Raw genomic sequence first — 25,209 nt, 5'->3', positions numbered from 1 at the left:
TCATTCGTCCTTCATTCGCCGCGCGCCAGAGGGCGACTGGACCCGAGCGCCCTCGTGGCGCTCCCAAAGGTCCGGCCGCCGTAGCCGTGTGTCGGTCTCGGCCATGTGCTTTCGCCAGGCCGCGATCCTCGCATGATCCCCCGATCGCAGCACTTCGGGGATCGTGCGCCCTTCCCATTGCTGAGGTCGGGTATATTGCGGATATTCGAGCAGCCCCGTTTCGAAGCTCTCGTCCACACCGCTGGAAGGGGCGCCCATTACGCCGGGCAGCAGCCGAATGCAAGCGTCGAGCAGCACCAGCGCGCCCATCTCGCCACCCGAGAGGATATAGTCGCCGATCGACACCTCCTCGATGGCGCGCGCCGCGAAGATGCGCTCGTCGAACCCCTCGAACCGGCCGCACAGGATCGTTACCCCCGGCCCCGCCGCGAGCGCCCTCACCCGCTCCTGCTCGAGCGGCCGCCCGCGCGGTGTCATCGCCAGCACCGGCCGGTCATCGGCCACGCTGTCGATCGCCGCCGCGAGCACGTCCGCGCGCAGCACCATCCCCGCGCCGCCGCCTGCCGGGGTATCGTCGACCGAGCGATGCCGGTCGGTGGCAAAGTCGCGGATTTGCACCGCGTCGCACGACCAGCCCCCCTCGCGCAGTGCGCGGCCCGCCAGGCTGGCGCCGAGCGGTCCGGGGAACATCTCGGGGTAGAGCGTGAGGATAGTGGCAGCGAAGGTCACAGCGTCCAGTTTTCCACGGAGAGGCCCGGCACATCGGCGAAATCACGCTCGTTGCCGGTGACGACCGTCACGCCCAGCGAGAGGGCGTGCGCCGCAATCAAGCGATCGTAGCTGGCCTGCACGAACGGCAGTGCCGCATAGGCGTTCGCGGCGGCAGCGTCGAACGGCAACACAGGAACGGCCCACAGGAAGCGGTCAAGCAGCGCGATCGGCAGCGGTGTGCCGTGATGCGAGCCATGGGCAACCTCCGCATAAGCAATGGCGGAGGTGACCAGATCATCTTCATCACATGCCGCCATCCGGTCACGCAGCGGGTCCGATGCGCCAAGCATGGCAACGATGATGATGTTGCTATCGAGCAGATATTTCACGACGTTGGCGGGACCAATGGCTCGTCGGCGTCGATATCGGGCCACAGCAGAGGTCGGTCCTCAAAGACGCGATCCTCCGGCGCAATCGGCTTGAGGCCAAGGTGACGACCGATGCCCCAGATTCCTGCGATATCGAACTTGCGCTTGGGCTGGCCGACCCGCTCTAAGATGAACCGCCCCTGCTCCTCGCGGATGCTCATCTCCACGCCTTCCTCGATGCCCAAGCCTTTCGGCAAGCGCAGCGCGACCGAATTGCCTGACTTGAAAGTTCTCGTAGGAAGCGCGCCCATCGTCACTGACTCCGTATATACCGGATGTATATACGCCGGGCGCTGCTGCGGCAAGGAACCACGCCCAAGGAACCACGCCCAAGGAACCACGCTCGGTGCGGGGGATTGCGCCACCATGGACGATTGCATCATCATCGGCGCCGGACCTGCGGGGCTTACCGCGGCCATCTACCTCACCCGCTTCCATCTCTCGATCCGGCTGTTCGACAGCAACTCGAGCCGCGCGGCAATGATCCCGTGCACCCACAACCATGCCGGCTATCCCGACGGGATCAGCGGCAAGGATCTGCTGCGGCTGATGCGCGTGCAGGCGGAGAAATACGGCGCGCGGCGCGAGGAGAAGAAGGTCACCGAGATCGTGCCCGACGGCGACAATTTCGTGGTCGTCACCGACGAAGGGCGGTTCGCCGCGCGCACGGTGCTGCTCGCCACCGGCGTCGTCAATCACCGCCCTCATATCCTGCCCGAGGTGCATGATCCGGCGCTCGAGCGCGGCCTCTTGCGTTATTGTCCAATCTGCGACGGCTATGAGGTCACCGACAAGCGCGTCGGCGTGATCGGCACCGGAGATCATGGTATGCGCGAGGCGCTGTTTCTGCGGGGCTACACCCGCGACGTGACGCTGATCGCCCCCGAGGCCGAACACCTGCTCGATGATGCCTGCGGCGCCAAGCTCGCCGAGGCCGGCATCGTCCGCGTCAATGGCCCTTGCGGCAATTGGGCCATCGAGGGCGACCAGCTCGCACTCGACACCGCCGGCGGGCGCATGGCGTTCGACAGCGTCTATCCAGCGCTCGGCTCGCGGATCCGATCGCACCTCGCGGTCGCCGCCGGCGCGCGCGCCAGCGATGAGGGCTGCCTGGAGGTGGACGATCACCAGCGCACCACCGTGCCAGGCCTGTTCGCCGCAGGGGACGTGGTGAAGGGTCTGGACCAGATCAGCCACGCGATGGGCGAAGCCGGCGTTGCGGCGACGACGATCCGCAACCTGCTCAGCGAACGGCAACCGATCAGGAGGTAGGGGAAAATGTTCTTGGCTAGCTAGCCGGGCGGGACAAACCCACCCCCACGGCTACTCGATAAAATCCGGGCTGATCACCAGCCGCTCAGCGTTCCATTCGGGCACCGCCTCGGGCCGCATCGGCACCATGAAGCGCTTGCCGGTCTTGCCGTCAACCGGCGGCCGCTCGATCTCGATCACGTCGCCGGCACCAAAATTCTCGATCAGCACCACCGTGCCGAGCGCCTCGCCGTCGGTCGATACCGCCGCGAGCCCGATCAGATCGGCGTGGTAATATTCACCCTCGGCCAACGCCGGCAACGCCGAGCGCGGAATGGTGAGTTCGGTGCCCCGCATCGCCTCGGCGGCGGTGCGGTCCGCAACCTCGGCGAAGCGGGCGATGGTGCCGTTGTTGCCCGGGGTCGCATTCTTCAACGTCAGCGTGCCGCCGTTGAAGCTGCGATAGGGCCCGAGGTCCTCGGCAAACACCTTGAGACGCACCTGGCCATGAATGCCGTGCGCGCCGATCACGACCGCCAGCGTCACCGTCGGCTCGATGCCGGGCGGCGCGGGAACGGCCTTAATTTGGTGATCCACTGCCGCCGTCGGGGGCATCGTCTTCCCCTTCTGCGGGATCGGTGCTGGAGACACCCTGGTTGGTGGCGTCTTCGTCGTCATCGGGTGCGGTACGCGGATCGGGATCGATGGCCATGATGCGTCGTCTCCTGTTGGTAGGAGGGTAACGCACCATGGCCCATCCGGATGCTTACTGCTCGGACGTCGCGTCGGCGACCTGCTCGGACTCCGCGGTCGGCGTCTCAGTGGCGGCTTCCACCTCGGTGGCGATCACGGCTTCGGCCTCGGCGCGGGCGTCCTGCTCGGCCTTCAGCTTGTCGGCACGCTCCTCGGCGCGCTCGGTAGCCTTCTCGCCGGGCTTGCCCTTGTTGGGGTTGCTGCGGGCAGCGCGCTCGCGCACGCCGGCGACGTCGAGGAAGCGGGCGACGCGGTCGGTCGGCTGCGCGCCATTCGACAGCCAGTACTTGGCGCGCTCGGCGTCGAGCACAACGCGCTGGTCGTTGTCCTTGGCGAGCAGCGGGTTGTAGTTGCCGAGCTTCTCGATGAACTTGCCATCGCGCGGGCTGCGCGCATCGGCGACGACGATGCGGTAATAGGGACGCTTCTTGGAGCCGCCGCGCGACAGACGAATGCTGAGTGCCATGGTAACCAGTCCTTCTTTCAAGTCGTCACCCCAGCGAACGCTGGGGTCTTGTGGTTGTTGTTCGTGCCCTGGCCGCCTGAGACCCCGGCTGTCGCTGGGGTGACGGTCAGGAGCGGGTAATCACTTCTTCTTGATCAGATTCTCGAAGCCCGGGGGCAGCTGGGGAATGCCGTTGCCGCCGCCGAGACCGGCGAGCCCCTTGGGCAGGCCGCCACCGGCCTTGTCCATCATGTCGCCGAGCTGGGCGCCGCCGATCGCGTTGCCGAGGCCAGCCATGCCGCCGCCCATCCCGCCCTTGCCGAGCATCGCCATCATGCCCTTCAAGCCGCCCATCTTCTTGATCTTCTTCATGGCGGTGGACATTTCGAGGTGCATCTTGAGCAGCTTGTTGACCTCCTGGACGGTGGTCCCCGAACCCTTGGCAATACGGATCTTGCGCTTGGCGGTGATCAGCTCGGGCTTGGCGCGCTCCTTGAGCGTCATCGAGCCGATCATCGCGTCCATGTGGACCAGCACCTTATCGCTGCCCGGCGCCGAGGCCATCGCCGCCTGGGCCTTCTTCATGCCCGGGATCATGCCGGCAAGCGCGCCGAGCCCGCCCATCCGGCGCATCTGCGCGAGCTGGCCGCGCAGGTCGTTCATGTCAAACTGGCCCTTGGCGAGCCGGCCCGCCATACGCTCGGCGTCTTCCTGCTGGATCGATTCCGCGGCGCGCTCGACCAGGCTGACGACGTCGCCCATGCCGAGGATGCGGCCGGCGACCCGCTCCGGGTGGAACGCCTCGAGCGCATCCAGCTTCTCGCCAGTGCCCGCGAACTTGATCGGCTTGCCGGTGACAGCGCGCATCGACAGCGCCGCGCCGCCGCGGGCGTCGCCGTCCATCCGGGTCAGCACCACACCGGTGAGCGGCACCTGATCGGAGAAGTTCTGCGCGACGTTGACCGCGTCCTGGCCGGTCAGCGAGTCGACGACGAGCAGGATCTCCTGCGGCGTCGCAATCTCGGCGACCGCCTTCATTTCGTCCATCAGCGCCGCGTCGACATGGAGTCGGCCGGCGGTGTCGAGCATCAGCACGTCATAGCCCTGGAGCTTGGCGGCTTGGAGCGCGCGGCGTGCGATATCCACCGGCTGCTGGCCGGGGATGATCGGCAGCGTCGCCACCTCAATCTGGGTGCCGAGCGTCGCCAGCTGTTCCTGCGCATTCGGGCGATTGACGTCGAGCGACGCCATCAGCACCTTCTTGCGATCGCGGGTCGAAAGCCGCTTGGCGATCTTGGCGGTGGTCGTGGTCTTGCCCGAGCCCTGCAGGCCGACCATCATAACCACCGCCGGCGGCGCCACCCCAAGCTCCAGCTCCGAGGCATCGGCGCCGAGCATCTCGATCAGCGCATCGTTGACGATCTTGACGACCTGCTGCCCCGGCGTGACCGAGCGCAGCACATTGTGGCCGACCGCTTGCTCGGTGACCTTGTCGACGAACGAGCGAGCCACCGGCAGGGCGACGTCCGCCTCGAGCAGCGCGACGCGCACCTCGCGCATGGCGGTGCGGACGTCGGCTTCGGTCAGCGCGCCACGGCCGCGCAGGCGGTCGAACACCCCACCAAGCCGGTCGCTCAGACTGTCGAACATCGCGCCATCACCTCATCAATGCCGCCAAACGCAAAAGCGCCGGCGGGCGAAACCTCGCCGGCCAGCGTGCACCCGTGGGCGCGTGTCTATCGCGTTCGACAACGAACGTGGGAGGGCGTGTAGCCCGCGGGGCGGCAAAACGCAAGGAGGGCAGATCGATCCCGTGCGCGCCGAGCGTATCGAGACACGCCAAGCCCCATGCCCGGTCGTGCTCCACGCAGCTAGGTGACGACGGGGCGCGTTGCCCCGCCCTCGCCTCGATCAGTTCGGCAGCGCGGCGCCGCTGTCCACCTTCTCCACCCAATGCGGGTAGAAGGCCGGCCGCCGGTTGGACCAGCCCGACGCGGTCGCCGCGGCCTCGCTGATCGACTGGAGTAGCTTGCGGCGCAGTTCTGGGTGGAGATGCGGCAGCGACGCTGCAGCGCAAAACGCGCTCGGCAGCCATGGCCGCACCTCGGCGCCGAGCAGCCGCTCGTAGAGAAAGCGGAATGCCGAGAAATGCGTCAGCCGTCCCTGGCCGAGGTCGAACGCCGCCAGCGTCACCACCGGCGCGAGGAACGGCTCGAGCGCGCCGAGATCGGCATCGTCGGGAACCATCTCGCGCAATTCGGGCAATGCGCGATAAAGCCGCGCCTGGGCACGGATGCTGGCAGCCTCCACCACGTCGCGCGACCAACGCGCCATCGCATCGTCGCGATCGAGGCCGATATCCAGGCTGCGACGAATGTACCGCTGCGTCGCTGCAGGAAAGCCCGCGAACTCCTTCATCTCGGCCAACGTCATCGCACCTTCGGCCGGCTTCATCTTGGCACCCATGATCTGTCACCCCGCCCCGCAATGGAACCGGCAGATCATGCGCCAGGATGGTTAACGGATCCCTTAACGCCTTGGTCTGCCGACATTCACGAAAGCATCACATATCCCGCTGCGCCGCAACATGACTGCGACGAACCGATGTATGATAGTCTTTTCGGACTCAGGAGTGATGCTCTCACGCAACATGGTGCGGCCGTGGCTATCGGAGCCGAAGCGGGAAGGGCGGCCCCGCTGGTGCGGAACCGCCCTTGTTGATGGTCAAGCTTGGGTAGCCGATCAGTCCTGCTGAAGCTTGCGCTCGGCTTCCTCGTCATAGCCCGACGAGGGCGCCGGACCATGGTTGTGCACCGGCTGGGTCGTGGCGGGCGGATCGCTTGCATCCATCGATTCATCCAGCGCATTGTCGAGCCGCGCGTCGCTGCTCTCGGGATTCTTCTCCAGCCGCTTGGCGATCGACTTGTCCTGGCCGGCGTCCTGGCGCGGATCGCGCTCCTGGTTGCTGCCGCCCTCGGCCGGCGCGACCGAGAGACTGTCGAGAGCCCGTTCGTCAATAGCAGTCATGGTGACACCCTCCTCGATTGGTTTCGGGAGTAGAACGGCTGGCCAGCCGCTTACGTTCCTGCCGGCGCGTCAGGCCCGGGTCACCACCACCAATTGATTGACCATCTGCGCCACGCCGAAGATCGTCATGAACGCGATATCGGTGGCATCGCGACCGACGCTGACCCGGGCGATCTCCGCCGGGTCGGCCATGCCGGTGGGGTCCACCAGCCGCCAGCCGCCGTCGAGCCACAGCTCGGCCACCGCGTGGAAATCGGGCGGATCGACGCCCGGCGCATAGGCCGAGACGCAGCGCGCAGGGATCTCGCCCGCCCGCGCCAGCGCGACGAGCAGATGGGCATAGTCGCGGCACACGCCAGCGCGGCTGGCGAAGGTGTCGAGCGCGGTGGTGGTGCCGCTGCTCGCGTTCCAGCGATAATCGAGAGACCCTCTCACCCAGTCGCTCAGCGCCGCCGCTAGCGCCCCGCCCTCGAGCCCGGCGAATTCGCGGCGGACAAAACCCTCGAAGCGGTCCGATTGGCAGTAACGGCTCGGCAGCAGATAGGGCACCAGCGCGCCGCCGAGCAGCCGCACCGGCGTCGCTGGCAACGTATCGAGCGCCACCGTCGTGCGACCGATGGCGACAGTGGCGCGATAGGAGGCGCGGACCTGCCCGTTGCCGCGGATCCAGCAGCGCTGGCCGATCCCGTCCTCGCCCGCCACCGCAGCGATCGGCGTGTCGCTCCACACCGTCAGCGCCTCATGCTCGAGGCGCTGGTCGGCCATCGCCGCCACCTCCACCTGGAGCAACACGTCGGCCGGGCCATTGCCCAGCCAATAATCCAGCTCCACCTCGATATTAAGCCGCATCACAGGCCCTTGCGCCCAAAGAAAGGGCCCGGCGGATCATCCCGCCGGGCCCTGAACGTCTGCGGTGCCGGCCGCGTCGCCGCGACCGCGCCGGCTCAGCTGCGCTGCGAGCCGAACAGGCGCAGCACGAACATGAACATGTTGATGAAGTCGAGATACAGCGACAGCGCCGACATGATCACGACCTTGCCGACCATGTCGGTGCCCGCGACCTGATAGTACAGGCTCTTGGTGCGCTGCGTGTCATAGGCAGTGAGCCCTGCGAACAGCAGCACGCCGACGGCGCTGATCACCAGCTCGAGCACGCTGTTGTGCAGGAACAGGTTGATCAGACTGGCGACGATCAGGCCGACCACGCCGATGATCAGGAAGGTGCCGAACGCCGACAGGTCCTTCTTGGTGGTATAGCCATAAAGGCTGAGGCCGGCGAAGCCCGCCGCGGTCGAGAAGAACGCGCCTGCGATCGAGGTGCCGCTATAGACCAGGAAGATGGTCGAGAGCGACAGGCCCATCAGCACCGCGAACGCCCAGAACAGCATCTGCATGGTCGAGGTCTTCATCCGACCCTGGCCCATGCTCATCCCGAACACGATCGCGAGCGGCGCGAACATGATCACGTAGCGCATCAGCCCGCCGCCCAGGAACACCTGCGCGGCCGGCGAATTGGCGCCGCCCCAGGCGAACAGCAGCGCGACGATGCCCGTCAGCAGCACGCCCGACGACATGTAGTTATACACCGACAGCATGTACGAGCGCAGACCCGCGTCATAGCCGGCGCTGCGCGTCGTGTCGGCGCGCGTGGCCCCGAACGGCGCGGCGCTCGGCCGGGGGTCAGACCAGTTAGCCATGGTACACCAAACTCCTTCAAACCGGCCCGATGCCGGTTACCTCGAAATATCGGCCCGGACCGATCCCTTTTCAAGCGAAACCGGCTAAGCCGCTGGCTTTCAGCAATACAACATTACACGGCTCGCCCATGCACCGCCTGTTCGTCGCGCTCCGCCCACCGCCAGAGATCCGCCGCCAGCTCGCCGGCGTCATGGCCGGTGTGCCTGGCGCCCGGTGGCAGGACGACGATCAGCTCCACCTCACCCTGCGCTTCATTGGCGCGGTCGATCGTCCGCTCGGCGAGGACATCGCCGCCGCGCTCGCCGGGATCCATGCGCCCGTGCCGCAGGTGTCGATCGCCGGCGTCGGCCGATTCGAGCACCGCGGCCGCACCGATACATTGTGGGCAGGGCTCGCCCCCACCGATGCGCTCCACCACCTCCACCGCAAGGTCGAGCAGGCCTCCGCCCGTGCCGGGCTGGCCCCGGATCGCCGCGCCTATGCGCCGCACATCACCCTCGCTCGCCTCGCCCGCAGCCACGGCCATGCCCCCGAGATCGACGGCTGGCTCGCCGTCCACGCCGGTCTGGCGAGCCAACCGTTCACCATGGCGCATCTGTTGCTGTACGAGAGCCATCTCGGCGGCGAGGGCGCGCGCTACGAGCCGATTGCCCGCTGGCCCTTGGCGACCTAGTCGGCCATATCTGCGCGCAGGATTTAACGGGAGACCCCTGATGCGCACCGCCCTGCCCTTCGCCGCCCTGCTCGCCCTCGGGCTGACCGCCTGCGACCACAAGGACATGGCGACGGGCGCGCCGCTCGCCGGCGGCGCCAAGGCAGTCGCTATCCTCCACACCGCCACCGGCGTCGACGCCGGCCGCGCCACCGCGACCGACGTGTCCGGCGGCGTCCGCTACACGCTCGACGTCAAGGGCCTGCCCGCCGGCACCCATGGCGCGCACGTCCACATGACCGGGCTGTGCGAGGCGCCCGGCTTCACCACTGCGGGCTCGCACTGGAACCCGAGCAACACCAAGCATGGCGCGATGAACCCGGCCGGGCCGCACGAGGGCGACCTGCCCAATCTGGTGATCGGCGCCGACGGCCGCGGCACCGTCGCGGTCACCATCCCCGGTGCGACGGTCGTCGGCATGCTCGATGCCGATGGCGCCGCGATCGTGATCCACGCCGCCGCCGACGATCTGATGACCGATCCCTCGGGCAACAGCGGCGCCCGGATTGCCTGCGGCGTCTTCGCCGCCAGCTGAGCCGACGACAGTTCCCCGGCGACAGCCGGGGAATTCCTTCCTCGCGGGCCTAGATCACCTCACCCGCCGCCCGCGCGCGATCCTCCCGGCTCGCCTCGGCCGCCGGCACCAACCGATAGGCCGCGATTGCCGTTGCGAGCCCCACCGGCACCACCACCAGTAGCGACAGCATCCCCACCGACAGGCTGCCGCTCAGCGTCGACACGCGCCCGGCGAGATAGGGTCCCAGCGCCAGCCCGATCAGTGTCGTGCCGATGAAGAACGTCGCGGTCGCCGTGCCGCGCATCCTGGGCAGCACCAGATCCTGGGTGGTCGCCGCCGCCGCTCCGAGCGCACAGCTCGCGCTCAGCAAGGCAACGAACAGGCAAGGGTAGAACAGCCACGCCGATCCCGCGGTGAACGCCGCGACCAGGAACGGCGCCGGCATCACCGCGCCGAGGATCACCGGCACCAGCCGCCCCGCCGGATTGCTCCGCCGCAGCCGATCCGCCGCGACCCCGCCGATCGTCAGCCCCAGAAACCCGGCGAGCGCGCCGCAGCCGCCGGCGAGCAGCCCGGTGTCGGCCGGCGAGGCGCCGAGCACCCGCAGCGCATAAGGCGCGGCCCAGAAGCTCGCGGCATAGCTCAGAAACGCGTTGAGCCCATAGGTCACCACCGTGCACAGGAACGCCGGCGTACCGACGATCAGCGCGAAGGTCGCCGGATCGCGCCGCCTGAGCGCGGCTGCCCAGGAAAATACCGCATAAACGCCGATACCGATTGCCGCCCATTGCAGGACCGGCTCGCCGAGGCTGACAAGCAGCGCCACCAGCCCGGCCACGACCGCCAAGGCGACGAGGTTGATGCCCAGCGCCGGGCGCCCGCCGTGCGCGGCGCCGATCAGCGTCAGCGGCGGCACGATCGTCAGCAGCTCACCCGCGAAGGCCCGCAACGGCGCCGGATGCGGCGCCGGCTCGGGCAATCCCTCGATCCGGCCGCGGATCGGCTCGCGCAGCGTCGATACCCACAAGGCGAGCACCAGCCCCGGCAGGCCGACGCCGAGGAACGCCGCCTGCCAGCCGGCCAGGCCGAGCGGCCCGCCGCCGGGATAGGCCCGGTTCCAGTTCTGCACGATCAACCCGCCGATGAACAACGAGCAGCCGCCGCCGACGAACAGCCCCGCCGAATAGATTGACAGCGCGGTCGCGCGTAGCCGGCGGGGAAAATAGTCCGAGATCAGCGAATAGGCCGACGGGCTGGCAGTCGCCTCGCCGATCCCCACGCCGACCCGCGCCGCCGTCAATTGCCCGCCGCTGCGCGACAGGCCGGACAGCGCCGTCATTGCCGACCATAGCGCAAGGCCGATCGTCATCAGCCGCACCCGGTGCCAATGATCCGCAAGGCGCCCGAGCGGAATGCCGAACAGGGCATAGAACACCCCGAAGGCGGTGCCGTAGAGGAAGCCCAGATCCTCGTCGGCGAGATGCAGGTCGCGCTTGATATCCTCGGCGAGGATCGAGATCACTTGTCGATCGACGAAGTTGAGCACATACACCAGAAACAGCGTGCCGAGGACATACCACGCATAGCGCGAGGTCTCCGGCGCAGTCGTCGCCGCCGTTCCGCCCATTGACCCTCTCCCGGTCGTTTTCGGGAGGCTAACCGGAGTGGGCGACGCGAACAAGCCTAGGCGCTGACACGCGAGCGGCACGGAACCTCGCCGCAGTTAACCGGTTCTTGTGCAACTGCGAACGGATTGGCGATGGCACACAGCGAGCGACATAGAGCCTTGGAGCTGCTCAGGCAGGCGTTGGACGCGCTGGACCACCTCGGTTGCGAACAGGCGGTCGCGGCCGTTGTTGCCCATGCGATCGACCTGCTCGAAAGCAGCCCGCGCCGCTGAGGCGGGGCGGCAGGCGCTATTGCGCCGCCGTCCGCCGCCCGCGGGTGCTCTGTTCCAGCCGCCGCAGCAGCGACTCGATCGACGGCGGCCCGCCTGCCTCACTGGGCGCGCGCGGCAATTCGACCGAAGCGATCCGCTCGCCTTCCGCCAGTTCCACCGGTACGCGCAACGACGGCACCGGCCGCACCGGTTCGCGCGGGACCGCGGGTACCGCCGCAGGATGAAAGGCCGCGAGCGGCAGGTCGAGATCGGCAGGAATGTCCTGCTCATCGGGCTCGAGCGCCAGCGCCGGCAGGACTTCCGGCTCGGGCACAGCCGCCTCGGGCGGCATCGGCACGCCGAGATCGCTGGCTGACAGCGGCCGCCGCGGCGGCGCATCGGGGTGGGCATCGGCGCGGCGCACCACCGGCACGCCATCCTCGCGCACCCGCTTTGGCACGAGCAGGCCGCCGTTGCCGAACAGCAGGAACAGCGCCGACCAGGTCACCGCGGCAGCGATCCCGCCGCCGCCCAGAGCGAGCAGCGCGCGTGCGGTGGTGCCGAGCGGCGGTGCGGCGACGCTGACCAGCGAGGCAAGCCCGCTCTGCCACACCCAATCCTCGAGCACGCCGCGTGGCACCAGCACCGCGAGCGCGGCGACGGCAAGCCCGGCGGCCGCGCCGCCGAGCGGCGCGACTCGGTCGGTGATCGCCGGGTTGTTGAGGGGTAGGCGGGGGAACGCTGCCATGATCAATCCACTGAAGCGGCGCCGACCAGCCGCTGGTAAACCGGTTCGTAACGACAAATATTTGACGACCAGTTACGATCCGTCTCGACGAACCTGCGCCCAGCCGCACGTCTTGTATCCCACCCCGATCGATCCGCAAACATCCCTGCCAGCGCCGCGGCGATCGCGCCGGGATCGTCGGGCCGAAACAGCGTTCCGGTCTCGCCGTCGCGGATCAGCTCGCGATGGCCGCCGACGTCGGATGCCGCCACCAGCCGCCCCTGCGCCATCGCCTCAAGCGGCTTGAGCGGGGTGACGAGGTCGGTCAGCCGCATGTGCTTGCGCGGATAGGCGAGCACGTCGATCAGCCCGTAATAGCGCTCCACCTCGGTGTGCGGCACGCGGCCGACGAAGTGGATCGCCGCCGCCACCGCGGACGCCGCGGCCTGGGCACGCAGCGCCGCCTCCATCGGCCCGCCGCCGACCAGCAGCAGCCGCGCCGCGGGCCGCGCCGCGACCAGCGCCGGCATCGCCGCAATCAGGTCGTCGAGTCCTTCATAATCGTAGAAGCTGCCGATGAAGCCGACCACGTCGGCGCCATCCAGCCCGAGCGAGGCGGCGAGCGCATCGTCGCGCGGTGGCACCGTGCCGAACAGCGCGAGATCGACGCCGTTGGGCGAGACCACGATCTTGTCCGCCGCGACGCCGCGCGCCACCAGATCGCCGCGCAGCCCCTCGCAGATCACCGCCACCGCATCGGCGCGATGCACCGCCCAGGTCTCCAGCGCCCGCGTCGCACGATATTTGGCCGAGCCTTCGCGCCCGGTGCCGTTGCCGACCGCGGCATCCTCCCAGAACGCGCGTATCTCGTAGACCAGCGGTAGCTTCCGGCGCCGTGCCACCACGAGGCCGGCCAGTGCGTCGAGCACCGGCGAATGGGCATGGAGGATGTCGGGCCGAAACGCGTCGACCGCGCGGCCGATCCGGCGGGCGAAGGCCGCGATCTGAGCGAGTTCGCCGACGACGCCCCCGGGTCGCGCACCGCGAGTGCGGTGGAAGCTCAACCCATCGACCTGCTCGACGCCGTCGTAGTCGCCGCCGTGGCGTGGCCCGGTCACTGCGGCGACGGCCCAGCCTCGCGCCTCCTGCGCCTTGAGAATCGCGCGGGTACGGAATGTATAGCCGCTCTGCAGCGGCAGGCCGTGGTCGAGGATGTGGAGGATACGCATCGCCAGCGATACTGCGCGCGATGCACTTAACGGCGCGTCAACTCACCGGGCGCTAAGCCTGGCCCAACGCCGGGGAAGCAAGGAAGCGCGAAAGGATGATCGACAATCTCGCGCTCGGCATAAGCCATGGGCTGATGATGCTCGCGGCCTTCTATCTGTTCAAGCGGCCCGATCTTGATTCCGAGGTGCCGGCGCCACGTCACTGGCGCGAGCGCGGTGGAGGCCGGCCCGGCGGAGTTCAGCCGGTCGAGATCAATGCAGGTCGCGACCAAGCCGATGCGTGATCTTGCCTTCGTTGCCTTTCTCGTCACCCTGTTCGGCATGGGGCTGCGCCGGCCGTTCCTGCTGGTGCTCGCCTATGTCTACATCGACATCGTCTCGCCGCAGCGGCTGACCTATCTGCTGCTCAACACCGTGCCGATCTCGCTGATTGCGGTGGTGCTCGCGGTCGGCGGCTGGCTGCTCGTCGACAACAAGGCGGACAGCCGCTTCGCGCCGCGCCAGGCGCTGATCGTGGTGCTGCTGCTCTACTGCTGGGCCACCACGCTCACCGCCGATTACCCGCTGGAGGCGGCGGACAAATGGGGCTGGGTGTGGAAATGCCTCGCCTTCGCGGCCTTCCTCCCGCTCACCCTGCGCACCCGCCTGCGGATCGAGGCGCTGCTCCTGTTCATGATCCTCTCCGCCGCCTCGATCATCATCGTCGGCGGGATCAAGACGGTCGCGGGCGGCGGCGGCTATGGCCAGCTCGATCTGATGATCACTAACAATTCGGGGCTGTACGAAGGCAGCACCATCTCAGCGGTGGCGATCGCGATCATCCCGCTGATCGTCTGGTTCATGAAATATGGCACGGTCTTCCGGCCCGATTGGAAGGTGACCGGCTTCTGCCTGGCGCTGATCTTCGCCTGCCTGCTGATCCCGGTCGGCACCTCCACCCGCACCGGGCTGCTGTGCATCGGCCTGGTCGCGCTGCTGTCGCTGCGCAACGCCAAGCGCAAGCTGCTCTACCTCGCGATGATCGCCACCGTCGGCATCGTCGCCGTGCCGTTCCTGCCATCGGCCTTCACCGATCGGATGAACACGGTGAAGACCTATCAGGCAGACGAATCCGCCTCCACCCGGCTCGCGGTGTGGCAATGGACGATCGACTACGCCAAGACCCACCCGTTCGGCGGCGGTTTTGCCGCCTATCTCGGCAACCACATCCGCTACGACATCAAGACAAGCAACGGCGCCGGGGTCCAGGACAAGCTCACCCAGGACAAGGCCCGCGCCTATCACAGCGCCTATTTCGAGATGCTCGGCGAACAGGGCTATCCGGGTCTCGCCTTGTGGCTGTCGATCAGCCTCATAGGCATCGTCCGCATGGAGATGCTGCGCCGCCGCTACCGCGATCCCGCCGGCGAGCTCGCCTGGGCGGGCAGCCTCGCCGCCGCGCTGCAGACCGCGCACCTCGTCTATCTGCTCGGCGCCGCCTTCATCGCCATCGCCTTTCAGCCGTTCATCTATATGCTGATCGGCGCGCAGATCGGGCTCGACACCTATTGCACGCGCCGCCGCGGCGAGGGCAGCTTCCGGCCGATGAATCGCGCCGCGCCCGCCCCGCTCGTCGCATGAGCGAGCTGCGCGCGCTTACCGGCGCCCGCGGCCTCGCCGCCTGGGCCGTGGTGTTCTACCATATCCGCGGCGCGCTCGCCTGGGCCCCGCCCGCCGCCATCGCAGTGCTGACCAAGGGCTATCTCGCGGTCGATTTCTTCTTCCTGCTCTCAGGGTTCGTGATCTGGCTGAGCTGGCATGTGCGCCTCCGCGAGGCCGGCGTCGCCGCCTTCCTCCACAAGCGCGTCGCGCGGATCTGGCCGCTCCATCTGGTGATGCTCGCCGCCGCCGTCTTGCTGGCGCTGCTGCTCGCCGCCACCGGCCGGCCCGACCCCGCTTTTCCGCTCGCCGAGCTGCCGCTCCACCTCCTGCTGCTGCAGAATTGGGGTTTCACGACCGCGCTGCGCTGGAACGACCCCGCCTGGTCGATCAGCTGCGAGCTCGCCGCCTATCTGTTGTTCCCGCTGCTAATCGCCGCGGTCGACTGGCGGCGGCTCCCGACGATGGCGCTGGTCGCCACCGCCGCCGCGATCCTGCTGCTGCTCCACGCGATCATGGCCGGTCAACCGGGGCTCGGCGCCGCGATCCCGCGCTTCGGCCTTGCCCGCTGCCTCACCGAGTTTGCCACCGGCACGATCATCGCCGCGCTATACCTGCGCCGGCCGCCGCTATGGCCGTGCCTCGCCGTGGGCGTGGCCTGCCTGCTCGCCCGCGCGCTCGGCGCGGCGGAGACGGTCACTATCCCCGCCACCTTCGCCGCGCTGCTGCTCGCGCTCGCGCTGACCTCGGACCGTCCCGGCAACCCGCTCGCCACCCGCGCGATCCATTATCTCGGCGAGATCAGCTATGCGACCTATCTCAGCCATTTCCTGCTGTGGAAGGTGTTCAAGCTCGCGGCTGTACGCGACGCCACCGCGGTACCGCCGCTGCTCATCACGGCCTATCTGCTGCTCGTCCTCGCCGCCTCGGTGGCGCTCTACCATCTGGTTGAGCGCCCCGCGCAACGCTGGGTCAACGCCTGGCGCTGGCCGCGGCGAACCGCGGCGCGCGCCTGACGTACCCGCGCGTCACGCCGGCTCGTCGGCGAGTTCCTCCTCCAGCGCGTCGATGATCGCCTGGTTGAAGTGAGGGATGTCGTCGGGCTTGCGGCTGGTGATCAGATTGGCGTCGATCACCACCGCCTCGTCGATCACGTCGGCGCCGGCATTCTCGAGATCGGTGCGCAGCGACGGCCAGCTCGTCATCCGCCGCCCGTCGACCACATCGGCCTCGACCAGCAGCCACGGCGCGTGGCAGATCGCCGCGACGATCTTGTCGTCTTCCATGAACTCGGTGACGATCTCGACCGCGCGCTCCTGCAGCCGCATCTTGTCCGGATTGGCGACGCCGCCCGGCAGCACCAGCGCGTCGTAATCGTCGGTGTCCACCTCCTCGAGCGTCAGGTCGGGGGTGATCGTATCGCCCTTCTCGGTGTCGTGGCGCACGCCCTGGATGGGATCGGTGGTGATCGAAGCGAGCGTCACCTGCGCCCCCGCATCGAGCAGCGCCTGGCGCGGCAGGAACAGCTCGTCCTGCTCGAAACCGTCGGTGGCGAGGATGAGCACGCGGGCTTGCGCCAGCAACGAGGCGGTATCGGCCATGGTAAACTCCTTGAGAACGTGGACGCCCAACCCCCGGCAGTGGCTCGCCGTTCCGGAACGAAGCGGGCCGCGGATCATTTGCAGGGATCGTTTCGTAGGAGCATCGAGTGGCGGCCAGAATCGTATATTCGGATGACTCCAAGCCGGGCATCACCCGCAAGAAGGTCCGCAATGGCTGGGCCTATTTCACCCCCGCCGGCGAGCGCATCACCGATCGCGACGAAATCGACCGGCTCAACGCGATCGGCCTGCCGCCGGCCTATGCCAATGCCTGGTTTAACCCCAAGCCCAACGGCCATATCCAGGCGGTCGGCTGGGACGAGAAGGGCCGCAAGCAATATCGCTACCACCTCGGCTTCCGCGAGGCGCAGGAGGCAGCGAAATATGAGCGGTGTGCGGAATTCGGCCATGCCCTGCCGCGCCTGCGCAAGCAGGTGGAGGAAGACCTGGCGTCGCGCGGGCTGACCAAGGACCGCGCCGTCGCCGCGATCGTCCGCTTGCTCGACATCGGCCATATCCGCGTCGGCAACGAGGCCTATGCCGCGGCGAACGAGAGCTACGGCGCCACCACCTTGCGCAAGGAACATGGCGAAGTGCGCGGCGCCACCCTCAAGCTGCGCTACAAGGGCAAGTCGGGCAAGGAGCGCGACATGGCGGTCACCGACAAGCGCCTCGCCGCCACCGTCAAGAAGATGCAGGATCTCGACGACCAGCATCTGTTCGCGTGGGTGGACGATGAGGGCGAAGCCCATCCGGTCACCTCGTCCGACGTCAACGACTATATCAAAAAGGCAACGCGCGGCGATTTCACCGCCAAGCATTTCCGTACCTGGGGCGCCAGCGTCACCGCATTCGAGGCGCTCGCCAGCGCCGAGGCCGACCTGTCGTTGAAGCTGCTGCTCGCGCCGGTGGTGGAAAAGCTCGGCAACACCCCGGCGATCGCGCGCAAGAGCTACGTTCATCCGTCGCTCATCGCGCTCGTGAAAAAGGGGCAGAACAGCTTCCGCAAGGCGCTGCGCCTGCCCCGGGCCAAGCGCTATCTGAGCCGCGAGGAATGCGGCCTCATCGCCTTCCTGGAGAAAGGCACGCCACCGGCCATCGCGGCCGCCTGACGCCACCGGCCGCTACGGCCCGCCCGACAAGAGCTCCTATGCCCGCTTCATCCGCCCCAGCCGCCAGCGCCACGCCCAAGCCGCCGATCATCAACAAGATCGATGTCGACCGCCAGTTCCAGGAACTGGCCGACGCCAGCGCGGTCTGGCTGCACACCCATTGGCTGCAGATCCTGATCGCCTTTGGCGCCGGCGCGCTGATCGTGATCGTGCTTCACGGTCTGCGCCGCCTCGGCAACCGCCTGTGCAGCCGCGACAAGAGCATGCGCGGCTGGGGCACCATCCTCGGCCGGGTGGTGACGCGCACCAACAACTTCTTCATCATCATGCTCGCGTGCAAATTGGTGGTCGGCTACGCTGGCGCGCCGAGCCAGGTCGACACCACCGTCAACTTCCTGTGGACCGTCGCCTCGGTGTTCCAGTTCGCGATCTGGGCGCGCGAACTGATCCTCGGCGCGATCGAGCATCGCACCAGCTCCGAACATTATTCGGGCGAGGCGCTGCTGAGCGCGCTAGGGCTGATCCGCCTGCTCGTCACCGTCGCCTTGTTCGCGATCGCGCTGGTGGTGGTGCTCTCCAACCTCGGCGTCAACGTCACCGGGCTGGTCGCCGGCCTCGGCGTCGGCGGCATCGCCATCGGCCTCGCGGCGCAGGGCATCTTCGCCGATCTGTTCGCGGCGCTGGCGATCATCTTCGATCGCCCGTTCCGCCGCGGCGATAAGATCTCCTACGGCACCACCAGCGGCGTGATCGAATCGATCGGCCTCAAATCCACCCGCATCCGCGCCTTCACCGGCGAGCTCCGGATCATCTCCAATCGGCAGTTGCTCGACAAGGAGATCCAGAACACCTCGGTGCGCGATCACATCCGCATCAACTTCACCCTCGGCGTCGCCTATGAAACCCCGCCCGACACGCTGGCGCGCATTCCGGCGCTGCTCAAGGAATTGGTGGAAGCCGAGAACGCCAAGGTCGCGCGCTCGGGGTTCGAGAATTTCGGCGCCAGCACGCTCGATTTCGCGCTCCAGTTCGACATTCCCGGCGACGATTGGGCCACCGCCCATCCCACCCGCGACCGGATCATGGTCTCGATCATGCGCCGCTTCGCCGCCGAGGGCATCAACCTGCCCTATCCCACCCAGACCACCTTCACCGCCGCCCCCGACGGCTCGCTGGTCATGCCTTATGCCGGAGCCCCGACGGCACCGGCGGCGGGCGGCCCCGACGCTGCCCCGCACTCCTAACCCGTCGTTCGTGGCCACCCATCTACGTCACCCCAGCGCAAGATGGGGTCTCAAACGGCTCCATCCCCGATAAGGGCGACCTCCGCCCTCAACATCCCGGCGTCCGCCCGATCGAGAACCCTGCCGCACCCGCCAGCCGCGGTGGGCATCGCCGCAACTGGAAACGCACCTTCTTCGCCCGGAAATCGAGCGACACGCGGCGAAAGCTCGCCATCACGTCGGATCCCAGCATCATCGCCGGCGTATCGGCGAGCCCGAACAGCGCGAACGGCGGCACCTCGGCAAAGGCGATCGGCACATCGCGCAGCACGATCCCGCCCAGCCGCATCTCGCGCACCGTGGTGCGCTGCCCCACCACCGGCTGTCCGGTGACGCTGATCATCGTCACCGGGGTGAACATCCCCGGCCGTGCCCGCCGGAACAGCGCGCGGTGCAGCGCGCTATTGCCGATGGTGATGTCGGATCCGGTGTCGATCACCGCACTGAGCGGCACGCCTCCCGCGCGCGCCTGGGTGAGGATCAGCTGGCCATGGAAGCGCCGCGCGGTGACGACGATGTCGTCGGCGCTGTGCCGCGCCGGCCGCCGCGCATCCTCCACCACGATCGCATGCTGCTCGAAGTCGAGCATCAGCCGCTGCCCGGCGAGCGCATCGATCCCGAGCAACCCTTGTGCGCCGAGGTTGCGCTCGAGCAGCACCGGCGCGACGATCTCCTCCACCGCGCTGCTGCCGACCCGTAGCCGGTCGATCCGCACGGTCTCGGTGCGGCTCGCCCCGGCCATGCCGTGCAGCACCACCGGTGCCGCTGCCGGCAGCCCCAGCACCGTCGCCAGGCGCAGCCCGATCGCGGTGCGATCGGCGCCGCTGTCGACGATGAAGCGATACGGCCCACGGTCGTTGACCATCACCGGTACCGTCATCCGGTTCTGCAGCTGCCAGGCCTCGATACTGTCGCCGGTGATATCGAGCGAATCGTCGAGCACCGCCGGCGCCACCGGCGCAACCGGCATGATCGGCGGTACTGCGGTAGGCGGCGTGACCGGCGGCTCGCGCTGCGGCGCCTGTGCCGCGCCAAGGAGAAGCGGCACCACGGGCAGCCACACAGGGCAACGCGACCGAGTCATGGAGGATCATACCATTGCGACGGTGGCAGGGTAAGCCCAGCCAATCTCTCGCAGTCGTGCCAAACCCCACGCCGTCACCCCAGCGCACGCTGGGGTCTCGACCGGCTCCTTCCCTACCCCGGCCGCGAGCGCCCACCAATCCCGCAGGATAATCAACGAGCCGTCAGATCCCGCCCTCATCCAAGCTCAGCAAGGTCGCATTGCCCCCGGCCGAGGTCGTGTCCACCGACACCGCCCGCTCCGCGCAGAAGCGATACAGATAATGCGGTCCGCCCGCCTTGGGTCCGGTGCCGGACAAGCCCTCGCCGCCGAACGGCTGCGAGCCGACCACCGCGCCGATCATCGAGCGGTTGACGTAGAGATTGCCGACCGCGGCCAGCGCCTCGGTCACCTCGGCGGCGCGGGCGATGCGGCTGTGCAGCCCCATCGTCAGCCCATAGCCCTTGGCGTTGACTCGCGCGATCGTCTCGGCGAGCTTCCCCGCCGGCCAGGTCGCGACGTGGAGGATCGGCCCGAACCATTCCTGGGTGAGGTCCTCGATCCGGTCGAGCCCGATCAGCGTCGGCGGCACGAACAGACCCTCCGCGGGGGCATCGAGCGTCTTCACCCAGCGGCTGCGGACGCTGTCGCGATAGCCCATCAGCCGATCATAGGCCGCCCGGTCGATCACCGGGCCGACATCGGTCGCCGGATCGCCCGCCGGCCCCAGCCGAAGCGTCTCCATCGCGCCTTTGAGCATGTCGATGATCGTGGCGGCGACATCCTCCTGCACCAGCAGCAGCCGCAGCGCCGAGCAGCGCTGCCCGGCCGAGCGGAACGACGAAGCGATCACGTCCGCCACCACCTGCTCGGGCAGCGCGGTGGAATCGACGATCATCGCATTGATCCCGCCGGTTTCGGCGATCAGCGGCACGATTGGCCGCTCGTCGTCCGCCACCAGCGTCCGCGCGATCCGCTTGGCGGTAGCGGTCGATCCGGTGAAGGCGACGCCCGCGACACGCACGTCGCCGGTCAGCGCCGCGCCCACCTCGGGGCCGCCGGTCACCAGCACCAGCGCATCGGTCGGCACGCCCGCTTCGTGCGCCAGCGCGACCGCACGCGCCGCGATCGCCGGCGTCTGCGGCGCCGGCTTGGCGACCACCGTGTTGCCCGCGACCAGCGCTGCGGCGGTCTGGCCGAGGAAGATCGCCAGCGGGAAGTTCCATGGCGCGATCGTCGCCCATACGCCGCGGCCCTCGATATGGAGGGTGTTGCGCTCGCCGGTCGGCCCCGGGAGTTCCACCGGCTGCAGCCGCGCTCGCGCCTCGCCCGCATAATAGCGGCAGAAGTCGGCGGCCTCGCGGACCTCGCCGATCGCATCGGGGATGGTCTTGAACGCTTCCTGGACGCAGATCGCCATCAGCTCGTCGCGATGCTCTTCGAGCAGGTCGGCGAGCCGCTCGAGGCAGGCGGCGCGCTGTGCCACCGGCGTCGACGACCAAGCCGGAAAGGCGACATGGGCGCGCGCCACCGCGTCCGCCACCGAGACGTCGCTGGCCACGGCGGTCTTGATCGGCGCGTTCACCGCCGTCACCGTCGCCGCCAGCGTCGCCACGTCGCTAAGGTCCAGCCCGCCCGAATTGCGGTGCCCCGGCGCGAACAGGTCCTTGGGGAGCGGGATGCTCGGATGGCGCGCGCCGCCCACCGCAGCGATCTTCGCCACCGGATCGGCAAGGATCTCGCCCTCGCTCAGCCGCGCATCGGCGAGCTGGTGGACGAAGCTCGAATTGGCGCCATTTTCCAGCAGCCGGCGGACCAGATAGGCGAGCAGGTCGCGATGGCCGCCGACCGGCGCATAGATCCGGCAGTGATAGCCGTTCTCGCGCACCAGCCGCTCGTAGAGCCCGTCACCCATGCCGTGGAGTCGCTGGAACTCGAAGTCGCGGCTGTTGCCCGCCCACTCCATGATCGTCGCCACGGTCAGGGCATTGTGGCTGGCGAAGGCGGGGCGGATGTTGGGGGCCGCGAGCATGTCCTTGGCCGCCGCGAGGTAGGAGACGTCGGTCGCCGCCTTGCGGGTGAACAGCGGATAGTCGCCCAGGCCCTCCACCTGGGTGCGTTTGATCTCGCTGTCCCAATAGGCGCCCTTGACGAGGCGGACGTTCATCACCCGGTCGAGCTCGTTGGCCCAGGCGACCACCGGCCGCGCGCGCTTGCCATAGGCCTGCACTGCCATGCCGAAGCCCTCCCAGCCGGCGAGGCTCGGCAGGCTGGCGACGCTGCCGATGATGTCGAGGCTCATCTCCAGCCGCTCGGATTCCTCGGCGTCGACGGTCAGCGCGATGCCCTTGGCCGCGGCCTGCACCGCGAGCGCCTCGAGCATCTCGGTCAGCGCCGGCACGCACTCGTTCCACCGCGCCACCTCGTAGCGCGGGTGCAGCGCCGAAAGCTTCACCGATATCGAATGGCCCGCCGCCGGGTCGTTCCCCACCGCGGCGATCGCGCCGACATAGGCCTGGAAATAGCGCTGCGCATCGGCCTGGGTCCGTGCCGCCTCGCCGAGCATGTCGAAGCTCGCGGTGAAGCCCTTGTTCTCGGGCCGCCGCATCCGCCGCATCGCCTCGTCGATGGTTCGCCCCATCACGAAGATCTCACCCATCCGCTTCATCGCCGCGCCCACCGCCTGGCGCACGAACGGCTCGCCGGCGCGGCTGATCAGGCGCCGCAGCGGCCCCGTCTCGCCCTCGCCGACCAGCACCCGGCCGACCACCAGCCCCCAGGTTGCCGAATTGACCAGCTTGGAGTTCGACTTGCCGGCGTGTGCGCGCCAGTCGGCATCGCCGAGCTTGTCGGCGATCAGCAGGTCCGCGGTCTCGGGATCGGGCACGCGCAGGAACGCCTCGGCCAGGCTGAGCAGCGCGACGCCTTCTGACGAGTTGAGCCGATATTCCTGCAGGAACTGGTTCACCCAGCCACGCGACTGCGCCGCGCGCAGGTCGGCGAGCAGCCCGGCGGCATGGCCCAGCACCCGCTCGCGCGAATCGGGTGCCAGCGCGGCGCGCTCGAGCAGCGGCTTTAGAACATCGGGTTCGCTCGCCCGGTACAGGCCTGCCAGGGTTTTGCGGTGGGAAGTCGTAGCGTCAATGGTCATGGTCGAAGATCCGGTTGGGTCGCGCGCTTGCCAGCGAAGCGCGTGGTCGCCTATCTGATCGCCCGCCTATGCGACGAAAGGCACGTAAACGGAAATGGCCAATCCTGCCGCCCCGCAAGGGACCATCACCGCCGATGCCATGGCGCAGCGGGTCGGTACCGAGCAATTGTCCGACTGGCTGCTGGTCGACCAGGCGATGATCGACCGCTTCGCGGCAGCGACCGGCGACCACCAGTTCATCCACGTCGATCCCGTCGCCGCCGCCGCTACCCCGTTCGGCGGCACGGTGGCGCATGGCTTTCTCACCTTGTCGCTGATGCCGCTGCTGTCGAGCATGGTCGCCGATGCGCCGGTGATCGAGGGCATGGCGATGGGCATCAACTACGGCGGCAACAAGTTGCGCTTCATCACCCCGGTGCGCGCCGGATCGCGCGTCCGCGGCCGCTTCCGGCTGCTCGCCTTTGCCGAGAAGAAGCCCGGTCAGTGGCAGCAGACCACCGAATTCACCGTCGAGATCGAGGGCGAATCCAGCCCCGCGCTGGTCGCCGAATGGATCAGCCTCGTCATCGTCCAGCCCCGCTAGGAGACACCCCATGCGTTCCGCCGTCATCGTCGCCACCGCCCGCACCCCGATCGGCCGCGCCTATCGCGGCGCGTTCAACGATCTGCCCTCGCCCAGCCTCGCCGCCCATGCGATCACCGCCGCGGTCGAGCGCGCCGGGATCGATCCCGCCGAGGTGCAGGACGTGGTGCTCGGCGCCGCGCTCCAGCAGGGCTATCAGGCAACCAACATCGCCCGTACCTCGTTGCTCCGCGCCGGGCTGCCGACCAGCGTCGCCGGCATGTCGGTCGACCGCCAATGTGCGTCCGGGCTGATGGCGATCGCCACCGCGGCCAAGCAGATCGTCGTCGATCGGATGGACGTCGCGATCGGCGGCGGCGTCGAATCGATCAGCATGGTGCAGACGCCCAAGATGAACGTCGCGCCGGATCCTGCGCTGCTGGCGATGCACGCGAACATCTACATGCCGATGCTGCAGACCGCCGAGGTCGTCGCCAAGCGCTATGGCATCAGCCGCGATGCCCAGGACGCCTATGCGCTGCAATCGCAGCAGCGCACCGCCGCCGCGCAGGCCGCCGGCCGGTTCGATGCCGAGATCGTCCCCGTCACCGCGACCATGGCGGTGGTCGACAAGGAGACCAAGGCGGTCAGCCACCGCGAAGTGACGCTCGCCAAGGACGAGGGCAATCGGGCCGACACCACGATCGAGGGTCTGCATGCGCTCAAACCCGTGCTCGGCCCCGATCTCACCATCACCGCCGGCAACGCCAGCCAATTGTCCGACGGCGCCTCGGCGAGCGTGCTGATGGAGGAGAAGCTCGCCGAGCGGCGCGGGCTCGAGCCGCTCGGCCGCTACGTCGGCATGGCGGTCGGCGGCACGGAGCCCGACGAGATGGGGATCGGCCCGGTAGTCGCGATCCCCAAGCTGCTCGACCGGTTCGGGCTCGGCATCGGCGACATCGGCCTGTGGGAACTCAACGAGGCGTTCGCGGTCCAAGTGCTCTACTGCCGCGACAAGCTCGGCATCCCCAACGAGCTGCTCAACGTCAACGGCGGCGCGATCGCGATCGGCCATCCCTATGGCATGTCGGGCGCCCGGATGACCGGCCATGCGCTGATCGAGGGCAAGCGGCGCGGCGCCCGCTATGTGGTGGTGACGATGTGCGTCGGCGGCGGCATGGGTGCGGCGGGGTTGTTCGAGGTGCTGTGATCCGGCCTACGGGTCAGTGGGTGAGGCGCACCGTCGGGTTCCGCCGGCGGTGGATCTCCCACCCGATCGTCGACGCCTCCAGGCTCCCCCACCGCGCCCGGCGGAAGCACGCCAGCAACTCGGCGTCGGAGAAGTTGCGAAGATTGGCCTTGAAGTCGGTGGTCATCGGAAGCGCCAAATTTGCCTGCGTTCCCGGAAGTTACGGTGCCACC

General features: G+C 68.4%; 29 protein-coding genes. 11 read left to right on the top strand and 18 right to left on the bottom strand.

Annotation, left to right across the window (positions count from 1 at the left end):
• From trmD to OXR60_RS15340, 3 genes are read right to left on the bottom strand one after another with little or no spacing between them, the layout of a single operon-like run.
• Complete coding sequence (gene trmD / locus OXR60_RS15350) at window positions 1-729, bottom strand: tRNA (guanosine(37)-N1)-methyltransferase TrmD (RefSeq protein ID WP_267396812.1); 729 nt, start codon at window positions 727-729, stop codon at window positions 1-3.
• Window positions 726-1,100, bottom strand: a complete 375-nt coding sequence (locus tag OXR60_RS15345; protein WP_267396811.1) for a type II toxin-antitoxin system VapC family toxin — start codon at window positions 1,098-1,100, stop codon at window positions 726-728. Before OXR60_RS15345 ends, trmD begins: the two co-directional genes overlap by 4 nt.
• Complete coding sequence (locus tag OXR60_RS15340; RefSeq protein ID WP_267396810.1) at window positions 1,097-1,390, bottom strand: hypothetical protein; 294 nt, start codon at window positions 1,388-1,390, stop codon at window positions 1,097-1,099. Before OXR60_RS15340 ends, OXR60_RS15345 begins: the two co-directional genes overlap by 4 nt.
• Window positions 1,391-1,505: 115 nt before the next feature.
• Here OXR60_RS15340 and OXR60_RS15335 point away from each other — a divergent pair, with 115 nt between their 5' ends.
• Window positions 1,506-2,411: an NAD(P)/FAD-dependent oxidoreductase gene (locus OXR60_RS15335; RefSeq protein ID WP_267396809.1), complete on the top strand. Its 906-nt coding sequence runs from the start codon at window positions 1,506-1,508 to the stop codon at window positions 2,409-2,411.
• A 51-nt stretch (window positions 2,412-2,462) separates the two neighbouring features.
• Here the strand turns inward: OXR60_RS15335 and rimM are convergent, their stop codons facing one another.
• The 8 genes from rimM to OXR60_RS15295 form a co-directional block, all read right to left on the bottom strand.
• Window positions 2,463-2,987, bottom strand: a complete 525-nt coding sequence (gene rimM, locus OXR60_RS15330) for a ribosome maturation factor RimM (protein ID WP_267396808.1) — start codon at window positions 2,985-2,987, stop codon at window positions 2,463-2,465.
• Window positions 2,971-3,102 carry a hypothetical protein gene (locus OXR60_RS15325; RefSeq protein WP_267396807.1) on the bottom strand — a complete coding sequence of 44 codons (132 nt, stop codon included), beginning with the start codon at window positions 3,100-3,102 and terminating at the stop codon, window positions 2,971-2,973. The genes rimM and OXR60_RS15325 overlap by 17 nt, the downstream gene beginning before the upstream one ends.
• A 54-nt stretch (window positions 3,103-3,156) precedes the next feature.
• A complete protein-coding gene (gene rpsP / locus OXR60_RS15320; protein ID WP_267396806.1) occupies window positions 3,157-3,609 on the bottom strand; it encodes a 30S ribosomal protein S16 in 453 nt (150 codons plus the stop codon).
• 120 nt (window positions 3,610-3,729) lie between these two features.
• Window positions 3,730-5,238, bottom strand: coding sequence for a signal recognition particle protein (ffh, locus tag OXR60_RS15315; protein ID WP_267396805.1), 1,509 nt, complete (start codon window positions 5,236-5,238; stop codon window positions 3,730-3,732).
• Between the two features lie 261 nt (window positions 5,239-5,499).
• On the bottom strand, window positions 5,500-6,054 hold the full coding sequence (locus OXR60_RS15310; RefSeq protein WP_267396804.1) for a hypothetical protein: 555 nt from the start codon (window positions 6,052-6,054) through the stop codon (window positions 5,500-5,502).
• A gap of 276 nt (window positions 6,055-6,330) precedes the next feature.
• The gene (locus tag OXR60_RS15305) at window positions 6,331-6,615 is read right to left on the bottom strand and encodes a hypothetical protein (protein WP_267396803.1); all 285 of its coding nucleotides are present in this window, start codon (window positions 6,613-6,615) and stop codon (window positions 6,331-6,333) included.
• A 69-nt stretch (window positions 6,616-6,684) separates the two neighbouring features.
• Window positions 6,685-7,464 carry a transglutaminase family protein gene (locus OXR60_RS15300; RefSeq protein WP_267396802.1) on the bottom strand — a complete coding sequence of 260 codons (780 nt, stop codon included), beginning with the start codon at window positions 7,462-7,464 and terminating at the stop codon, window positions 6,685-6,687.
• 95 nt (window positions 7,465-7,559) lie between these two features.
• On the bottom strand, window positions 7,560-8,312 hold the full coding sequence (locus OXR60_RS15295; protein WP_267396801.1) for a Bax inhibitor-1/YccA family protein: 753 nt from the start codon (window positions 8,310-8,312) through the stop codon (window positions 7,560-7,562).
• Window positions 8,313-8,440: 128 nt separating this feature from the next.
• Between OXR60_RS15295 and thpR the strand changes: the two genes are divergently transcribed.
• Both thpR and OXR60_RS15285 read left to right on the top strand, forming a co-directional pair.
• Window positions 8,441-8,986 carry an RNA 2',3'-cyclic phosphodiesterase gene (gene thpR, locus OXR60_RS15290; RefSeq protein ID WP_267396800.1) on the top strand — a complete coding sequence of 182 codons (546 nt, stop codon included), beginning with the start codon at window positions 8,441-8,443 and terminating at the stop codon, window positions 8,984-8,986.
• A gap of 40 nt (window positions 8,987-9,026) precedes the next feature.
• A complete protein-coding gene (locus OXR60_RS15285) occupies window positions 9,027-9,560 on the top strand; it encodes a superoxide dismutase family protein (RefSeq protein WP_267396799.1) in 534 nt (177 codons plus the stop codon).
• Between the two features lie 49 nt (window positions 9,561-9,609).
• On the opposite strand, the gene OXR60_RS15280 is transcribed toward OXR60_RS15285, so the two are convergent.
• A complete protein-coding gene (locus tag OXR60_RS15280) occupies window positions 9,610-11,169 on the bottom strand; it encodes an MFS transporter (RefSeq protein WP_267396798.1) in 1,560 nt (519 codons plus the stop codon).
• A gap of 132 nt (window positions 11,170-11,301) precedes the next feature.
• Between OXR60_RS15280 and OXR60_RS15275 the strand changes: the two genes are divergently transcribed.
• Window positions 11,302-11,442: a hypothetical protein gene (locus OXR60_RS15275; RefSeq protein WP_267396797.1), complete on the top strand. Its 141-nt coding sequence runs from the start codon at window positions 11,302-11,304 to the stop codon at window positions 11,440-11,442.
• Between the two features lie 16 nt (window positions 11,443-11,458).
• On the opposite strand, the gene OXR60_RS15270 is transcribed toward OXR60_RS15275, so the two are convergent.
• On the bottom strand, window positions 11,459-12,169 hold the full coding sequence (locus OXR60_RS15270) for a hypothetical protein (RefSeq protein ID WP_267396796.1): 711 nt from the start codon (window positions 12,167-12,169) through the stop codon (window positions 11,459-11,461).
• A 2-nt stretch (window positions 12,170-12,171) separates the two neighbouring features.
• A complete protein-coding gene (locus OXR60_RS15265) occupies window positions 12,172-13,377 on the bottom strand; it encodes a TIGR04063 family PEP-CTERM/XrtA system glycosyltransferase (protein WP_267396795.1) in 1,206 nt (401 codons plus the stop codon).
• A 95-nt stretch (window positions 13,378-13,472) separates the two neighbouring features.
• Here OXR60_RS15265 and OXR60_RS15260 point away from each other — a divergent pair, with 95 nt between their 5' ends.
• The 3 genes from OXR60_RS15260 to OXR60_RS15250 are packed head-to-tail and all read left to right on the top strand — an operon-like array spanning window position 13,473 to window position 16,031.
• On the top strand, window positions 13,473-13,661 hold the full coding sequence (locus tag OXR60_RS15260; protein WP_267396794.1) for a hypothetical protein: 189 nt from the start codon (window positions 13,473-13,475) through the stop codon (window positions 13,659-13,661).
• Window positions 13,654-14,997, top strand: a complete 1,344-nt coding sequence (locus OXR60_RS15255; RefSeq protein WP_267396793.1) for a putative O-glycosylation ligase, exosortase A system-associated — start codon at window positions 13,654-13,656, stop codon at window positions 14,995-14,997. Before OXR60_RS15260 ends, OXR60_RS15255 begins: the two co-directional genes overlap by 8 nt.
• Window positions 14,994-16,031 (top strand): acyltransferase, encoded by a 1,038-nt coding sequence (locus OXR60_RS15250; RefSeq protein ID WP_267396792.1) that lies wholly within the window; start codon window positions 14,994-14,996, stop codon window positions 16,029-16,031. The genes OXR60_RS15255 and OXR60_RS15250 overlap by 4 nt, the downstream gene beginning before the upstream one ends.
• A gap of 12 nt (window positions 16,032-16,043) precedes the next feature.
• On the opposite strand, the gene OXR60_RS15245 is transcribed toward OXR60_RS15250, so the two are convergent.
• Window positions 16,044-16,616, bottom strand: a complete 573-nt coding sequence (locus OXR60_RS15245) for a type 1 glutamine amidotransferase domain-containing protein (RefSeq protein WP_267396791.1) — start codon at window positions 16,614-16,616, stop codon at window positions 16,044-16,046.
• Between the two features lie 107 nt (window positions 16,617-16,723).
• On the opposite strand from OXR60_RS15245, the gene OXR60_RS15240 reads away from it, so the two are divergent.
• Both OXR60_RS15240 and OXR60_RS15235 read left to right on the top strand, forming a co-directional pair.
• Window positions 16,724-17,728, top strand: a complete 1,005-nt coding sequence (locus OXR60_RS15240) for a DNA topoisomerase IB (RefSeq protein WP_267396790.1) — start codon at window positions 16,724-16,726, stop codon at window positions 17,726-17,728.
• Between the two features lie 38 nt (window positions 17,729-17,766).
• On the top strand, window positions 17,767-18,972 hold the full coding sequence (locus tag OXR60_RS15235; RefSeq protein ID WP_267396789.1) for a mechanosensitive ion channel family protein: 1,206 nt from the start codon (window positions 17,767-17,769) through the stop codon (window positions 18,970-18,972).
• 88 nt (window positions 18,973-19,060) lie between these two features.
• On the opposite strand, the gene OXR60_RS15230 is transcribed toward OXR60_RS15235, so the two are convergent.
• Together OXR60_RS15230 and OXR60_RS15225 are read right to left on the bottom strand one after the other, a co-directional pair.
• The gene (locus OXR60_RS15230) at window positions 19,061-20,062 is read right to left on the bottom strand and encodes a retroviral-like aspartic protease family protein (RefSeq protein WP_267396788.1); all 1,002 of its coding nucleotides are present in this window, start codon (window positions 20,060-20,062) and stop codon (window positions 19,061-19,063) included.
• Between the two features lie 196 nt (window positions 20,063-20,258).
• Window positions 20,259-23,225 carry an L-glutamate gamma-semialdehyde dehydrogenase gene (locus OXR60_RS15225; protein WP_267396787.1) on the bottom strand — a complete coding sequence of 989 codons (2,967 nt, stop codon included), beginning with the start codon at window positions 23,223-23,225 and terminating at the stop codon, window positions 20,259-20,261.
• 94 nt (window positions 23,226-23,319) lie between these two features.
• Here OXR60_RS15225 and OXR60_RS15220 point away from each other — a divergent pair, with 94 nt between their 5' ends.
• Complete coding sequence (locus OXR60_RS15220; RefSeq protein ID WP_276046625.1) at window positions 23,320-23,808, top strand: MaoC family dehydratase; 489 nt, start codon at window positions 23,320-23,322, stop codon at window positions 23,806-23,808.
• Between the two features lie 10 nt (window positions 23,809-23,818).
• Window positions 23,819-24,997 (top strand): acetyl-CoA C-acyltransferase, encoded by a 1,179-nt coding sequence (locus OXR60_RS15215; RefSeq protein ID WP_267396786.1) that lies wholly within the window; start codon window positions 23,819-23,821, stop codon window positions 24,995-24,997.
• A gap of 13 nt (window positions 24,998-25,010) precedes the next feature.
• On the opposite strand, the gene OXR60_RS15210 is transcribed toward OXR60_RS15215, so the two are convergent.
• Window positions 25,011-25,163 (bottom strand): hypothetical protein, encoded by a 153-nt coding sequence (locus OXR60_RS15210; RefSeq protein WP_267396785.1) that lies wholly within the window; start codon window positions 25,161-25,163, stop codon window positions 25,011-25,013.
• Window positions 25,164-25,209 lie beyond the last annotated feature (46 nt).

Origin of the sequence: Sphingomonas sp. GC_Shp_5 (genome assembly GCF_026540855.1) — a bacterium.
Taxonomy (GTDB): domain Bacteria; phylum Pseudomonadota; class Alphaproteobacteria; order Sphingomonadales; family Sphingomonadaceae; genus Sphingomonas.
The sequence above is the reverse complement of the archived record's forward strand: the minus strand, read 5'-3'. Positions and strand labels throughout refer to the sequence as shown.

Bases quoted from the DNA above. Each gene is read 5' to 3' on its own strand.
- OXR60_RS15250 (WP_267396792.1), top strand. From the start codon at position 14,994: ATGAGCGAGCTGCGCGCGCTTACCGGCGCCCGCGGCCTCGCCGCCTGG.
- OXR60_RS15275 (WP_267396797.1), top strand. From the start codon at position 11,302: ATGGCACACAGCGAGCGACATAGAGCCTTGGAGCTGCTCAGGCAGGCG.
- ffh (WP_267396805.1), bottom strand. From the start codon at position 5,238: ATGTTCGACAGTCTGAGCGACCGGCTTGGTGGGGTGTTCGACCGCCTG.
- OXR60_RS15270 (WP_267396796.1), bottom strand. From the start codon at position 12,169: ATGGCAGCGTTCCCCCGCCTACCCCTCAACAACCCGGCGATCACCGAC.
- OXR60_RS15300 (WP_267396802.1), bottom strand. From the start codon at position 7,464: ATGCGGCTTAATATCGAGGTGGAGCTGGATTATTGGCTGGGCAATGGC.
- OXR60_RS15325 (WP_267396807.1), bottom strand. From the start codon at position 3,102: ATGGCCATCGATCCCGATCCGCGTACCGCACCCGATGACGACGAAGAC.
- OXR60_RS15280 (WP_267396798.1), bottom strand. From the start codon at position 11,169: ATGGGCGGAACGGCGGCGACGACTGCGCCGGAGACCTCGCGCTATGCG.
- OXR60_RS15305 (WP_267396803.1), bottom strand. From the start codon at position 6,615: ATGACTGCTATTGACGAACGGGCTCTCGACAGTCTCTCGGTCGCGCCG.
- OXR60_RS15335 (WP_267396809.1), top strand. From the start codon at position 1,506: ATGGACGATTGCATCATCATCGGCGCCGGACCTGCGGGGCTTACCGCG.
- rpsP (WP_267396806.1), bottom strand. From the start codon at position 3,609: ATGGCACTCAGCATTCGTCTGTCGCGCGGCGGCTCCAAGAAGCGTCCC.
- OXR60_RS15210 (WP_267396785.1), bottom strand. From the start codon at position 25,163: ATGACCACCGACTTCAAGGCCAATCTTCGCAACTTCTCCGACGCCGAG.
- OXR60_RS15340 (WP_267396810.1), bottom strand. From the start codon at position 1,390: ATGGGCGCGCTTCCTACGAGAACTTTCAAGTCAGGCAATTCGGTCGCG.
- OXR60_RS15295 (WP_267396801.1), bottom strand. From the start codon at position 8,312: ATGGCTAACTGGTCTGACCCCCGGCCGAGCGCCGCGCCGTTCGGGGCC.
- OXR60_RS15310 (WP_267396804.1), bottom strand. From the start codon at position 6,054: ATGGGTGCCAAGATGAAGCCGGCCGAAGGTGCGATGACGTTGGCCGAG.
- OXR60_RS15245 (WP_267396791.1), bottom strand. From the start codon at position 16,616: ATGGCCGATACCGCCTCGTTGCTGGCGCAAGCCCGCGTGCTCATCCTC.
- OXR60_RS15285 (WP_267396799.1), top strand. From the start codon at position 9,027: ATGCGCACCGCCCTGCCCTTCGCCGCCCTGCTCGCCCTCGGGCTGACC.
- OXR60_RS15220 (WP_276046625.1), top strand. From the start codon at position 23,320: ATGGCCAATCCTGCCGCCCCGCAAGGGACCATCACCGCCGATGCCATG.
- OXR60_RS15255 (WP_267396793.1), top strand. From the start codon at position 13,654: ATGCGTGATCTTGCCTTCGTTGCCTTTCTCGTCACCCTGTTCGGCATG.
- OXR60_RS15225 (WP_267396787.1), bottom strand. From the start codon at position 23,225: ATGACCATTGACGCTACGACTTCCCACCGCAAAACCCTGGCAGGCCTG.
- OXR60_RS15265 (WP_267396795.1), bottom strand. From the start codon at position 13,377: ATGCGTATCCTCCACATCCTCGACCACGGCCTGCCGCTGCAGAGCGGC.
- OXR60_RS15235 (WP_267396789.1), top strand. From the start codon at position 17,767: ATGCCCGCTTCATCCGCCCCAGCCGCCAGCGCCACGCCCAAGCCGCCG.
- thpR (WP_267396800.1), top strand. From the start codon at position 8,441: ATGCACCGCCTGTTCGTCGCGCTCCGCCCACCGCCAGAGATCCGCCGC.
- OXR60_RS15260 (WP_267396794.1), top strand. From the start codon at position 13,473: ATGATCGACAATCTCGCGCTCGGCATAAGCCATGGGCTGATGATGCTC.
- OXR60_RS15215 (WP_267396786.1), top strand. From the start codon at position 23,819: ATGCGTTCCGCCGTCATCGTCGCCACCGCCCGCACCCCGATCGGCCGC.